12 protein-coding genes are annotated in these 12,574 nt (G+C 71.0%); 7 read left to right on the forward strand and 5 right to left on the reverse strand.

The features are described from left to right. Positions 1-9: 9 nt before the first annotated feature. Together HZS56_RS14215 and HZS56_RS14220 are read right to left on the reverse strand one after the other, a co-directional pair. Positions 10-1,053, reverse strand: coding sequence for a beta family protein (locus HZS56_RS14215; RefSeq protein ID WP_216721076.1), 1,044 nt, complete (start codon positions 1,051-1,053; stop codon positions 10-12). A 294-nt stretch (positions 1,054-1,347) separates the two neighbouring features. Next, positions 1,348-1,758: a hypothetical protein gene (locus tag HZS56_RS14220; RefSeq protein WP_216721077.1), complete on the reverse strand. Its 411-nt coding sequence runs from the start codon at positions 1,756-1,758 to the stop codon at positions 1,348-1,350. Between the two features lie 168 nt (positions 1,759-1,926). Between HZS56_RS14220 and HZS56_RS14225 the strand changes: the two genes are divergently transcribed. Further along, a complete protein-coding gene (locus HZS56_RS14225; protein WP_216721078.1) occupies positions 1,927-2,337 on the forward strand; it encodes a hypothetical protein in 411 nt (136 codons plus the stop codon). On the opposite strand, the gene HZS56_RS14230 is transcribed toward HZS56_RS14225, so the two are convergent. Together HZS56_RS14230 and HZS56_RS14235 are read right to left on the reverse strand one after the other, a co-directional pair. After that, positions 2,325-3,548, reverse strand: a complete 1,224-nt coding sequence (locus HZS56_RS14230; RefSeq protein WP_216721079.1) for an FAD-dependent monooxygenase — start codon at positions 3,546-3,548, stop codon at positions 2,325-2,327. The two genes, HZS56_RS14225 and HZS56_RS14230, sit on opposite strands and share 13 nt — an antisense overlap. Next, positions 3,545-4,948, reverse strand: a complete 1,404-nt coding sequence (locus tag HZS56_RS14235; RefSeq protein ID WP_216721080.1) for an MFS transporter — start codon at positions 4,946-4,948, stop codon at positions 3,545-3,547. The genes HZS56_RS14230 and HZS56_RS14235 overlap by 4 nt, the downstream gene beginning before the upstream one ends. Before the next feature lie 278 nt (positions 4,949-5,226). Between HZS56_RS14235 and HZS56_RS14240 the strand changes: the two genes are divergently transcribed. Next, positions 5,227-6,186: an endo-beta-N-acetylglucosaminidase H gene (locus HZS56_RS14240; protein ID WP_216721081.1), complete on the forward strand. Its 960-nt coding sequence runs from the start codon at positions 5,227-5,229 to the stop codon at positions 6,184-6,186. Positions 6,187-6,215: 29 nt separating this feature from the next. Here the strand turns inward: HZS56_RS14240 and HZS56_RS14245 are convergent, their stop codons facing one another. Beyond that, a complete protein-coding gene (locus HZS56_RS14245) occupies positions 6,216-8,123 on the reverse strand; it encodes a sigma-54-dependent Fis family transcriptional regulator (protein WP_253914239.1) in 1,908 nt (635 codons plus the stop codon). Between the two features lie 225 nt (positions 8,124-8,348). Between HZS56_RS14245 and HZS56_RS14250 the strand changes: the two genes are divergently transcribed. From HZS56_RS14250 to HZS56_RS14270, 5 genes are all read left to right on the forward strand, one after another. Next, complete coding sequence (locus tag HZS56_RS14250) at positions 8,349-9,146, forward strand: acetoin reductase (RefSeq protein ID WP_216721082.1); 798 nt, start codon at positions 8,349-8,351, stop codon at positions 9,144-9,146. A 110-nt stretch (positions 9,147-9,256) separates the two neighbouring features. Then, positions 9,257-10,258, forward strand: a complete 1,002-nt coding sequence (locus HZS56_RS14255; protein WP_216721083.1) for an amidohydrolase family protein — start codon at positions 9,257-9,259, stop codon at positions 10,256-10,258. A gap of 1 nt (position 10,259) precedes the next feature. Then, positions 10,260-11,141 (forward strand): iron-sulfur cluster assembly protein, encoded by an 882-nt coding sequence (locus HZS56_RS14260; RefSeq protein ID WP_216721084.1) that lies wholly within the window; start codon positions 10,260-10,262, stop codon positions 11,139-11,141. After that, positions 11,138-12,163 (forward strand): NAD(P)-dependent alcohol dehydrogenase, encoded by a 1,026-nt coding sequence (locus HZS56_RS14265; protein WP_216721085.1) that lies wholly within the window; start codon positions 11,138-11,140, stop codon positions 12,161-12,163. Before HZS56_RS14260 ends, HZS56_RS14265 begins: the two co-directional genes overlap by 4 nt. Positions 12,164-12,230: 67 nt before the next feature. Then, positions 12,231-12,560 carry a putative quinol monooxygenase gene (locus tag HZS56_RS14270; RefSeq protein WP_216721086.1) on the forward strand — a complete coding sequence of 110 codons (330 nt, stop codon included), beginning with the start codon at positions 12,231-12,233 and terminating at the stop codon, positions 12,558-12,560. Positions 12,561-12,574: the final 14 nt, after the last annotated feature.

Genomic DNA, 12,574 nt, shown 5'->3' on the forward strand with positions numbered 1-12,574 from the left:
CGGCGCAGGTCACTCAGTATCCAGACTCTTGGCCACGAACGTCATGTGCTGAATGTTCCCCATCTTGTTCCAGGTTGCATGAGCTCCTGTACTGACGGCACCCTGGGAACGATCCCGCAGCCACATCTCCCCCAGCCCCGCCTGCGCGCCACGGAAGTCCACGAGACCGGTGAGGCACCTGGCCGCCTTCCGGTTCGCCTCCTCGTACTGCTTGCCGTGCGGGACCTTGGACAGGTGGTACGAACGGGCCGTCGTGTAGCGAAGGATGCCCCAGGACGGGCCTCCGTCGCCGGCGGACGGCGTACGGGAGACGTATGTGGCGGGATGGATGCCATAGTCGCCGTAGCGGAGTCGGGGCAGGTAGGACCGTTCACCGTGGCGGATCTCGTGCCAGGTCTCCCAGTCCGAGCGCGGGGCTTCGTACGGCACGCCCACCTGGAAGTTGTCCGGCGCTTCGGGGAAGCCGCCGGCGAGGACGGTCACGGTGCGCCAGGCGGTGAGGGGGACCAGGGTGTCCAGGGCGCGCAGTGCCTCCTTGGCCGCGTCGGGGCGGTCGGGCAGGACGGTGGCGAGGTCGAGGAACAGGTCGACGGGGTGGCCCGTGGGCAGTCGGTCGAGCAACACGGAGACGTCCGCGGCCATGCGGTCGTTCCAGTCACCGGGAAGGCGTACGCGGACGCCGAGCCCGTCACCGCCGTGGCGGGCCGCCGCGAGGGCGAGCACCTGCTGGGCGCCGGGGCGTCCCGGTCCGGTGACCGGCCGCAAGTTGCGGTCGTCCCACCACTCCGGAGGCAGCACCTCGGCCAGGACCGCCGCCTCGGCCTCGTCGGCGAAGGGCGCGTCCAGCCAACCATGCCCGAGACGCTGTGCGGTGGAGATGTCGCCGGCCTCCTTGGCCAGGCGTCCGGCGAGCGGCTTCGGCAGCACGTCGGGGCGCGGTGGCAACGTCCACAGCGGGGCGACCCGGCGCCGTACGTCCGGTGTCAGCGCACGGTAGGCCGCCTCGGCGTGGGGCCGGGTCGGCAGGACGGGAACGTACGGCGGTACGGACACGGCGTTTCCCCTCGGCACTGCCCGTGCTCGGATACTTCCCTTGCTGCCTCGCACTTTGTTCGTGTTCTTTCAGGGTGGAACCAAGCAAGAAGGTCCGAAAGGGCGGCAATCAGACACACCACGGCCCTGCATGAGTGTGTCCAGTTGTCCGGCGGGAGCGATCCCCGGTGAGCCCGTCCCGTCGCACACTGTCCGACCTGCAGCGGGCTCCGCTGCTCCGCTGTCTGGTGCGGCTGTTCCGGCCCGAGCTGCGCCGGACGTTGCAGCTCAGGCCGACGACACGCGGTGCGCCGGTCAGTGTGCCCGCATTCCCGACGAGGCGGCCTGGCTCGCGAACTGGAACTTGAACTTGGTTCCGTCGATGACGTCTGTGGCGATGACCTTCCACTGCCCGGCTGTCGTGGTCTTGTAGCCGCTCTGGCAGTAGTTCAGCCCTCCTCCGCTGGCGTAGAAGCACACCTTCACCTTGCGGCTGGTGTTGGTCTTGATGTTGATGTCTGCGCAGTTGCCGGTCGCGAAGTACAGGGCGCCGCTGGACGGCTGGAAGTACGTGCCCGAGGGCTTGCTGTAGCTCCATGCGTTGCCGTAGCAGGACTGGGCGCCCTGTTCGGCCGCCCCTGCGTCGGCCGTCGTGCCGACCACGACACTCGCGGCGGCAAGGCTGCCGGTCAGGACGGAGGTGACGAGGCGGTTGCGCGTCTTCACGGTGGTCTCCCGCGGGGTCGATGCCAGTGGTCCGGACCGGTGGTCCGGGCGTTCACGATCGCAGGAGGCGCTCCGCCCGGGTACCTGCACCATTGCAGGGTCCCTCTGCTCGGCCGCGGTGGTCCCATGGAGCCGCCACATCGTCGTGCACGGAAAGAGGGTCCGCCCATGTACGTACGTACACGCATCGCCGCCGTCATCGCGAGCGCCGCCATCGCGGCCGGGTGCCTCGTAGCCGGGGCAGGTCCGACCGCTGCCGCAGAGCAGGGCGCCCGGTCCTGCTACGGCGAAGCCAACAGCTACAACAAGGCGTCGGGCACACACATCTACCCGAACTACCCCAACTTCTTCTATCTCCTGGCAACGGCCGACTGCGTTGACATCAACATCAAGACCAACACGAACCGCTACGTGAAGGTCTGCTTCCAGCTCTCGGCCGGTGGGACGCAGTGCCAGACCGACTACAAACTCGCCACGGCCGGCGCCTGGACGGTGATCGCCACCAACGTGAAGGACGCGACCCACTACCACTTCTACTTCCGCAGCGACGCCAAGTCGACCGGCAGCTACGCCTCCTGACCCTCGCGGCGCGTCACGCGGTCGCCGGAGCCGGGCAGGGTCAGGGCCGAGTGCGCCGCCCGCGGTGGCGGGGCCGGCAGCGTGCTGAGGCCCCGCAGGCGGGTGTTGCGCTGCTCCAGGGCCTCCGTCGTGGTCGGGAAGAGGGTGGCGCCGCCCTCGCCGACGAGGTTCTGGTTCCGGGTGACGAAGTCGCGGGTGGTGTGTTCGTAGGCGGCGAAGCCCTCGGCGTGGTCGCGGCCCGCCAGGGACGCCGCGAGCATGTAGGCGCCGACGAGGGCGAGGCTGGTGCCCTGGCCGGTGAGGAACGAGGGGGCGTACGCGGCGTCGCCGAGCAGCGCGACCCTGCCGCTGGACCAGCGGGGCATGCGGATCTGGCCGACCGCGTCGAAGAACACGTCATCCGCGTCGTGGAGGGCGGTCAGGAGGGCCGGGACCTGCCATCCGGCGTCGGCGAAGGCCTCGGTGAGCAGGGCCTCCTGGGCTGCTCGGTCCCTGAACGCGGCGACGGGGGGCTCCGGTTGGGCGAAGTTCAGGAAGGCGTGGACCTCGTCGGAGTCGTCGACGGCGTACAGGGCCGCCGCCCTGCCCGGGGTGTTCCACATGACGGTCTCGTGGGAGAGGCCGAGGGCGTTGCGCATGGGGAACACGGCGAAGCAGTGGCCGAGGTGGTGGTGGAACTGTTCCTCCGGTCCGAAGAGGGTCTTCCGGGTGGCGGAGTGCATGCCGTCCGCGCCGAACACCATGTCGTACGTGCGGCCGGCGCCGCCGCGGAAGGTGACGTCGACTCCGTGGGCGGACTGGTCGAGGGTGGCGACGGAGTCGTCGAACAGGAACTCCACGTCGTCGCGGACCGCCTCGTACAGGGCGTTCGTCAGGTCTCCGCGCCGGATCTCCAGGTCCCTTCCCTCGACTCCGCCGGTGACGGCGTGCGGGTGGAGGGAGGTGATCTCGCTCCCGTCCCCGTCCAGGAAGGTGAGGCGGCGCAGGTCGATGTGCGCGTCGCGCAGTCGGGGCAGCAGGCCCATCCGGTCCACCACGTCCAGGGCGGTGCCGCGTACGTCGATGGGGTAGCCGCCGCTGCGGAGGGTGCCGGCCTTCTCCACGACCGTGACCTCGTGACCTTGGCGGCCCAGCCAGAAGGCGAGGGCGGTGCCCGCGATGCCGGCTCCGGAGATGAGGACCTTGCGGCGGGGGGTGGTGGGGCGGGTCATGACGGGACTCCCTTGCGCATGGTGCGGGTGACGAACAGGGCCAGCGACGTGACGACGCCGGCCAGGACGAAGCCGGTGACGTAGGCCGATTCGGCCGCCGTCTCCGAGCCGGCAGGGGTTGCGGCAGTGAGGAGGGCGCCGCCGAGCTGGCCGCCGACGGCGTAGCCGAGTACGCGGCTGACCAGGATCAGGCTGGTGGCGATGCCCGTGTCGTCGGAGTCGACGGCCGTGGCGGTGCTGGTCATCATGGCGGTGACACAGAGGCCGTTGGCCAGGGCGATGAGGGTCTTGGCGAGGGCTACGTGCCAGATCTCGGAGTGCGCGGCCGCCAGGGCGAGCAGGGCGGCGGCCATCATGACGATGCCGGTGTTGACCACGGCGCGTGAGCCGAAGCGGCGGTCGCCGATGCCGCCGAGCGGGCCGGCCAGGGTGGCGGCGACGGCGCCGGGCAGCAGGATGAAGCCGATCTCGGTGGCGCTCGCCCCGAAGCCGTATCCGTCGCCGCGCTCGTCGAGGAGTTGCGGGACGAGGAAGACCGCCGTCGACGTGCCGAGGCAGATCACGAACGTCAGCACGCACGCCTTCCAGATCGCGGGGCGGGCCAGCATGCGCAGGTCGATCATGGGGGCTGCCGCGCGTCGTTCCACGCGGATCCAGGCGGTGGCGAGGGCGGCGAGGAGCAGGAGCAGCGCGCCGAGTGCGAGTGGCTGCGAGGCGGCCTCCGGGGCCAGTGCGAGGACGAGCATGAGGGTGACCAGGGTGCCGCTCAGGAGGAGCAGGCCGGGCCAGTCGATCCGGGCGTCGCGGGAGCGGCCCGGCGGGTCGGACGGCATCAGCCTGTTCACCAGCAGGGTCGCTCCGGCGACCGCCAGCGTCGGCAGGGCGAACATCCAGTGCCGGGAGAGTGCCTCGGCCACCGGGCCGGCCGACAGCATGCCGACCATTCCGCCGCCGACGAAGAGCCCGCTGACGACGCCGATGGCCACCTTGGACTCGCCCGCGGGGAGGTGTTTGCGGACCACGATGAAGGACAGGGGCAGCGCGCCCACCATCGCGCCCTGCAGCACCTGCCCGAGCAGCAGCACCGGCAGGTTCGGGGCCAGGGCGGAGACCGTGCCGCCGACCGCGACGACCCCCATCAGGCGGATCAGGACCTTCTTGCCGCCGTAGCGGTCGCCGAACTTGCCCGCCAGCGGGGTGATGAGCGCGCCGGTGATGAGGAGCACGATGCTGAGCAGCGCCGACTCGGACTGGCTCATGTGCAGTTCGCGCTCCAGGAGCGGGATCGTCGGTGACACGACCGACTCCAGGGCGCCGGTGGACAGCGCCAGGAGGCCGAGCGCCCCGACTGCGGCCCGCCCCATGGTGGGTGGGGGTGAGGGGGCCAGGGTTGTCGTCATGCGCTTCCTTTCCGTTCCGTCGTCTCCGGACGGGGAGGAAGGCAGAGTGCGGGGACGGCGGGGCGCGCGGCGTCATACCCGGGTGCCGAAGTGGCGGTGCTACCGCGGTAGGGGGTGGGGGCGGGGCGGCGTCACCGCCGGTGACGGTGTGCGGGGAAGTCGTGAAGGGTTCGCGCACGGATGCCGGATGTCGTTCACGGCGGCGCAACACTCGGAACCCCCACTCGGCGCTCTTTCAACCAGTCGGGCGCCGACCCTGCGAAGGGAGACGACCAACGATGTTCACTCCGACACGGGTACGGAAACGGAACAGAGTACGGACGGGTGCGCTCGCGCTCTCGGCCGTCGCGGCCCTCGTCCTCGGCGCGACCGCCACGGCCGGTGCGAGCGGCGCCCCCGACGCGAAGGCGGACCCCGCGCCCGCCGTCGCCGCCGCCAAGGACGGGCCAACCTCGGTGGCCTACGTCGAGGTGAACAACAACAGCATGCGCAACGTCGGCAAGTACACGCTCGCCGACGGCGGTGACAACGTTTTCGACGTCGCCGTGATCTTCGCCGCGAACATCAACTACGACACGGGCAAGCAGTCGGCGTACCTGCACTTCAACGAGAACGTGCAGCGCGTCCTCGACAACGCCGACACGGAGATCCGGCCGCTGCAGGAACAGGGCATCAAGGTCGTGCTCTCGGTGCTCGGCAACCACCAGGGCGCCGGGTTCGCCAACTTCCCGTCCCAGGAGGCGGCTTCGGCGTTCGCCAAGGAGATGTCGGACACCGTGGCCGAGTACGGGCTCGACGGCATCGACTTCGACGACGAGTACGCCGAGTACGGCAACAACGGCACCGGCCAGCCCAACGACAGCTCGTTCGTGCACCTGGTGACGGCACTGCGCGCCGACATGCCCGACAAGATCATCAGCCTCTACAACATCGGTCCGGCCGCGTCGCGCCTGTCCCACGACGGCGTCGACGTCTCCGGCGAGTTCGACTACGCCTGGAACCCGTACTACGGCACCTGGCAGGTCCCCGGCATCTCGCTGCCCAAGTCGCAGCTGTCGCCGGCGGCCGTCGAGATCGGCGGGACCGCGCAGAGCACGGCCGCCGACCTCGCCCGCCGCACCGTCGACGAGGGGTACGGCGTCTTCCTCACGTACAACCTCGATGGCAGCGACCGCGGCGCCGACGTGTCGGCGTTCACCCGGGAGCTGTACGGGAGTGACGCCGTGTACACGCCGTAGGGCCCGGGAGACCTGGTACGGCGTCCGCCTCAGCCGCGGGCGGGGAGCGTGATGCCGTAGGCCCGCATCTTGCGGTAGATGGTCGTGCGGGAGATGCCGAGCCGCTGGGCCGCGAGCAGTTTGTTGCCGTCCGCCTCCAGGAGCGCCTGGACCAGGGTGTCGCGCTCGGACGCCTCCCAGACGCTCAGGGAGCGGCTGCCCGCGCTGTGCAGGGACGGCGGCAGGTCGCCGAGCTCGATCCGGTACGTACGGCGGGCCGCGGCGGCCTTGCTCAGGGCGAGGCTCAGTTCGCGGACGTTGCCGGGCCAGTCGTGCCGGCGCAGCGTGGGGAGCACCTCCGGGGCGCATTCCACGCCGCTGCCGATGCGTCGCAGCAGGCAGTCGACGAGGGCGGGGAGGTCGGTGAGGCGGTGTCGCAGGGCGGGCACCGCCGCCGCCTCCAGGAAGCAGCGCCTGAGCGACTCCGGTACGCCCGCTGCCCGTTGGAGCGTGCCGACGACCCACGTGCCCCGGGCCGTCGCGGCGTCCAGCGCTCCGGCGACGGCTGCCTCGTCCTCGGGGGCCACCGCGTCGACGTTGCGCAGGACCAGGGCGCGGCCCGGTCCCGCGGGTGCCGAGCGCAGGGCCGCCGGCAGGTCGTACCCGGCGTTCGCGGTCCCCGTGACAGGGGCGTCCGCTCCGACGGGAGCGGCGGCGTCCAGCACGATGGGAGCGGCAGCGTCCGTCACGGCGGGGGTGGCGGCGTCGACGACCACGGGGGACGAGGACGCCCCGGTCAGCGCGTGCGCGGCCCGGACCAGGGTGGCCTTGCCGGTGCCGGTCTCGCCGTGGAGCAGGAGCGGGGTGCGGTCGCGGGCGCAGCGCGAGACCGTGCGGGAGACCGTGTTCCAGGCCGGGTCCGTGCCGGCCAGGCCCGGCAGGGGCCAGGGACCGGCCGCGTTCCCCTCCGCGCGGGTACGGAACCTGGTGCGGGAGCGGGAGTTCGTACCGGGGCCGGGCCGGTCGGCGGGGCGGTCGGCGGGGCGGTCCGTGAAGGCCAGCTCCAGCAGGTATCCGGCCGCGCCGGCCGGGCTGTCGACCTGCCGGCAGCGCATCATGACGCTCTCCCCGCCGGTCAGCCGCACCTCCCTGCGGGTGCGGGGCGCGTGCCCGAACTCGGCGGCGGCCTCGTGCAGCAGCCGGTGGTCGTCGCCGGTGAGCCGCGCGGAGGCGGCGGTGTTGGCGAGGACGAGGTCCTGGCCGAGACAGAGCACCGGCCGGTCACCGTAGTGGGTGACCTGTTGGAACGCCTCCAGGAGTGCCCGCTGGTGTGCGCTGCTGAACTCGTACATCACCCGCTCGATGTCCTCGACGGCCTCCTGCACGAGGGCCGCCATGAGGGGGCGCGCCGGGCCGTTCCAGCAGGTCAGGTTCATGGCGCCCTCGACCCGTCCGGTGACCGAGTTGCGGATCGGGGCGGCCGCGCAGGAGACGCTCTGCAGGCGTTCGTTGAAGTGTTCGGTGCCCAGCACGACGTTGGGCCGACGCTCCTCCAGCGCGACCCCGATGCCGTTCGTCCCGACGAACTGTTCGGCGTAGTTGAAGCCGGGCGCCAGGTGGACCCGGTCCAGGTGCGCCGAGAGGCGTTTCTCCCCGACGCGGCGGTCGCGGACCCAGCCGTTGCGGTCGGTCACGATCACGCTGGCGTCCGAGCCGGTCAGCGCCTGTTCCAGCCGGTCCAGGACGGGCGTGGCGGCGCGCACCAGGCGGCTGTCCCGGTCGTAGTCCGGCTGGTAGGGGACGACGACCTCGTCCGTGCCGATCCCCAGGTACTTGGAACGCTGCCAGGAGTTGAGGATGCCCTCGGGCACGACCGCCGCAGGCAGTTCCGCGTTCTCCAGGAACTTCAGGCGTGCTCGCGCGATGTTTCGGTCGCGCGCTGTGCTGTCACTGAGCATGGCGCCTCCGATGAGCGTGTTTCCGCCATATTACGAACGCGTTTGCACCTGTCAACGGGTGGTTCGGTACCGCTTTTCCCCGCGTTCGCCATGCCCTGATCAGGGGCGGGCCGGGTGTGTTCCACATTGAAAAAGTCGACGGCGCCCGGCGCCCGCACGCTGTTGGGCAGCACCGCACGACAGGTGCGGACGCTCACCGTCGAGCAGTCGAGCACAGGAGGACCCATGACTTCCGCCGACCACACCACTGCCCGTATCGCCGTCGTCACCGGCGCGGCGCGGGGCATCGGCCGGGGCATCGCCGAGCGGCTGGCCGAGGACGGTCTTGACGTGGTTGTCGCCGATCTCCCGGGAATGGCCGAGGAGTTGAGCGCGGTGGCGGCCGGTATCGAGAAGACGGGCCGCCGGTCCCTCGCCGTGCACGCGGACGTCACCAGCAAGGAGCAGACCGACGCGCTCGTCGCGGCGGCGGCGGACCGCTTCGGCCGGGTCGACGTCTACGTGGCCAACGCCGGCATCGCCCGGGTGACCCCGCTGCTGGAGACCGACCTCGACGAGTTCGAGCAGGTCATGGCCGTGAACCTGCGGGGGGTCTTCCTCTCCTACCAGGCCGCCGCGCGGCAGATGATCGCCCAGGGCGGCGGCGGCAAGATCATCGGCGCCGCCTCGATCGTCGCCCACCGCCCCTTCGCGCTGCTCGGCACCTACTCGGCCTCGAAGTGGGGCGTGCGCGGGCTGACCCAGGCCGCCGCCATGGAGTGGGCCCGGTACGGCATCACCGTCAACGCGTACTGCCCGGGCATCGTCGGCACCGACATGTGGGACCTGATCGACGAGCGGCTGGCCGAGGAGGCGGGCATCCAGAAGGGCCAGGCCATCAAGAAGCACGCCGAGGCGATCGCGCTCGGCCGGGTCGAGGAGCCCGCGGACGTCGCAGCCTTCGTCTCCTACCTGGCCTCGCGGGACTCGGACTACATGACCGGCCAGTCGGTGATGATCGACGGCGGTATCCAGTTCGCCTGACCCGCCCGCTTTCGCCCGGCTCACGCACTCCGCCCGGCCCGCGCCGCCGGGCGCCCGATCGGCCCGCCGGCGCCCGCCACCCACGACTCACGCGAACCGAGGAGCACCCCATGTATTCCAAGGACGGCGAGAACTACTTCATCGTGGACGCGCACGTCGCCCTCTGGGACGCGCGCCCCGAGAACCAGCGCAACATCCACGGCAAGCAGTTCATCGACTGCTTCTACGACTACCACCGCAACCTGAGCCCGGCCTCCGAGCTCTGGCCGTACGAGGACTTCCTCTACCAGGGCGGCGAGCGGCTGATGAAGGACCTGTTCACCGACGGGTACGTCGACCACGCGATCTTCCAGCCGGCCGCTCTGCCCGCGTTCTACAACACCGGCTTCGGGCAGACCGAGGAGGCCTTCGCGCTCACGCAGAAGCACCCCGGCAAGCTCACCTACAACCACTGCTTCGACCCCCGCTTCGAGGAGGCGGGCCTCAAGCAGCTGCGCGAGGACGCCGCACGGTTCGGGCTGCAGGGCGTCAAGCTCTACACCGCCGAGTGGAAGGGCGACTCCCGCGGCTACAAGCTCAGCGACAAGTGGACGTACCGCTACCTGGAGGCCTGCCAGGAGCTGGGCATCAAGAACATCCACATCCACAAGGGCCCCACGATCCGGCCCCTGGACCGGGACGCCTTCGACGTGGCCGACGTCGACGCGGCCGCCACCGACTTCACCGACCTGAACTTCGTGGTCGAGCACTGCGGCCTGCCCCGCCTGGAGGACTTCTGCTGGATCGCCACCCAGGAGCCCAACGTGCACGCGGGCCTCGCCGTGGCGATCCCGTTCATGCACACCCGGCCCCGCTACTTCGCCCAGATCATCGGCGAGCTGCTGTACTGGCTGGACGAGGACCGTATCCAGTTCTCCAGCGACTACGCGCTGTGGACGCCGAAGTGGATCGTCGAGCAGTTCGTCGACTTCCAGATCCCCGAGGACATGACGAGCGAGTACCCGCAGCTCACCGTCGCCCAGAAGAAGAAGATCCTCGGCCTGAACGCGGCCGCCATGTACGGCATCGAGGTCCCGGCCGGGCTGGGTCTCGCCGAACCGGCGGTGGCCTGACATGTGGGCCGCGCAACTGGAGGGGGCGGCACGCGCCGCGCTCGACACCGTGTACGACCCCGAGCTGGACGAGCCCATCACCGACCTGGGCTTCGTGCGCTCCCTGACCGCCGACGACGGCCACGTCACCGTGCACCTGCGGCTGCCGACCTCGTTCTGCTCGCCGAACTTCGCGTACCTCATGGCCTCCGACTCCAAGGACGCGCTGAGCGCCCTGCCCGGGGCGCGTGAGGTGACGGTCGTGCTCGACGACCACCACGACTCCGACCTGATCAACCGGGGTCTGGCCGCCGACGCCGGGTACCGCGGCACCTTCGGCCACGAGGCGGAGCAGGACCTGGAGGAGCTGCGGGACATCTTCCGGCGCAAGGCGCACACCGCCGCGATGGAACGGGCGCTCAGCGCACTGCTGCGCGACCGGCCCGAGCTGGCCGAGGAGCAGCTCGGCGACGTGGTCCTCGGCGACCTGCCGGACACCGCCGCCACCCGGGCACTGCTGCGCCGCCGCGCCGCCCTCGGGCTCGGTACCGACTCGGCCGACCCGGCGCTCGTGGACGACGACGGCCGCCGCTACCCGGCCGGGGAGATCCCGCTGCGGCTGCGGTTCGCCCGCTCCGTGCGCATCTCCATCGACGGCAACGCCCACTTCTGCCGGGGCCTGCTGCGCACCCGGTACCCGCAGTCCGGGGCCGACCAGTCCGCCCGCCCGGAGGAATTCCCGGCGGGCGGGGAACCCGTACCGGCCACGGACTCCGTGAAAGCGGGGGAACCCGCGCACGCGGGGGAACCCGGACGGGCCGGGGAACCCGTACAGGCCGGGGAACCCGTACAGGCTGGGGATCTCTTCCAGCTCACCGCTCCACCGAAGGAGAACGTCTCGTGAAAGCAGTCCAGGTGGTGGGCTACGGCAAGAACCTCGAGATGGCCGAGGTCCCGGCCCCGGAGGTCACCGGCCCGTTCGACGTGATCGTCCGGATCGGCGGCGCCGGCGTGTGCCGTACCGACATCCACATTCTGGAGGGGCAGTGGGCCGGGAAGTCGGGCGTGCAGCTGCCCTACACGATCGGCCACGAGAACGCCGGCTGGGTCCACGCGGTGGGCAGCGCCGTCACCAACGTCCGTGAGGGCGACAAGGTCATCGTGCACCCGCTGATCACCTGCGGGCTGTGCCGGGCGTGCCGCGCCGGTGACGACGTGCACTGCGAGAACAACCAGTTCCCGGGCATCGACACCGCCGGCGGTTACGCCGAGTACCTGAAGACCTCGGCGCGCAGTGTCGTACGGCTCGACGACTCCCTCGAACCGGCGGACGTCGCCGCGCTCGCCGACGCGGGCCTCACGGCGTACCACGCGGCGGCCAAGGCGGCCCGCAAGCTCCGGCCGGGAGACCGGTGCGTCGTGATCGGCGCGGGCGGTCTCGGGCACATCGGCATCCAGGTCCTCGCGGCCCTCACCGCCGCCGAGATCGTCGTCGTCGACCGCAACCCGGACGCCGTCGACCTGGCCGTCTCCGTCGGCGCCGACCACGGTGTCCTCGCCGACGGCGGCCAGGTGGAGCGGGTGCGCGAGCTGACCGGCGGGCACGGGGCCGAGGCGGTGATCGACTTCGTCGGTGAGGGCGGCTCCACGAAGGACGGCGTCGTCATGCTCCGCCAGGCCGGCGACTACCACGTGGTCGGCTACGGCGAGAACATCGACGTCCCGACCATCGACATCATCTCCGCCGAGATCAACTTCATCGGCAACCTCGTCGGTTCCTACAACGACCTGTGCGAGCTGATGGTCCTCGCGGCGCGGGGGAGGGTGCGCCTGCACACCGCCAAGTACTCTCTCGACCGGTTCCAGGACGCGCTGGACGACCTGGACGGCGGCCGCATCCGGGGGCGCGCGATCCTCATACCGTGACCCGGCGTACCGTGGCCGGGCCCCGGGTGGCAGACCCCGAAGCACGAACGACGAAGGAAGCAAGGCCTTGATCTTCATCACCGCGAAGTTCCGTGTCCGCCCCGAGCACGCCGACCAGTGGCCCCAGGTGGTGGAGGAGTTCACCCGCGCCACGCGGGCCGAGCCGGGATGCCTGTGGTTCGACTGGTCCCGCAGCCTCGACGACTCGACGGAGTACGTCCTGGTGGAGGCCTTCCGGGACGACGAGGCCGGTGCGGCCCACGTGGGCTCGGCGCACTTCAGGACGGCCCAGCAGACGCTGCCGCCGTACCTCGCGGCGACCCCCAGGATCGTCAACGCGAACGTGCCCCAGGACGACTGGTCGCTGCTCGGCGAGATGGCGGTCGAGGACCGCTGACACCGGGCGGAGCG

This window comes from Streptomyces mayonensis, from assembly GCF_018982965.1.
GTDB lineage: Bacteria > Actinomycetota > Actinomycetes > Streptomycetales > Streptomycetaceae > Streptomyces > Streptomyces mayonensis.

Excerpts from the sequence above, each read along its gene's own strand:
- HZS56_RS14245 (WP_253914239.1), bottom strand. The coding sequence starts at position 8,123 with ATGCTCAGTGACAGCACAGCGCGCGACCGAAACATCGCGCGAGCACGC.
- HZS56_RS14225 (WP_216721078.1), top strand. The coding sequence starts at position 1,927 with ATGTACGTACGTACACGCATCGCCGCCGTCATCGCGAGCGCCGCCATC.
- HZS56_RS14250 (WP_216721082.1), top strand. The coding sequence starts at position 8,349 with ATGACTTCCGCCGACCACACCACTGCCCGTATCGCCGTCGTCACCGGC.
- HZS56_RS14235 (WP_216721080.1), bottom strand. The coding sequence starts at position 4,948 with ATGACGACAACCCTGGCCCCCTCACCCCCACCCACCATGGGGCGGGCC.
- HZS56_RS14230 (WP_216721079.1), bottom strand. The coding sequence starts at position 3,548 with ATGACCCGCCCCACCACCCCCCGCCGCAAGGTCCTCATCTCCGGAGCC.
- HZS56_RS14240 (WP_216721081.1), top strand. The coding sequence starts at position 5,227 with ATGTTCACTCCGACACGGGTACGGAAACGGAACAGAGTACGGACGGGT.
- HZS56_RS14260 (WP_216721084.1), top strand. The coding sequence starts at position 10,260 with ATGTGGGCCGCGCAACTGGAGGGGGCGGCACGCGCCGCGCTCGACACC.
- HZS56_RS14255 (WP_216721083.1), top strand. The coding sequence starts at position 9,257 with ATGTATTCCAAGGACGGCGAGAACTACTTCATCGTGGACGCGCACGTC.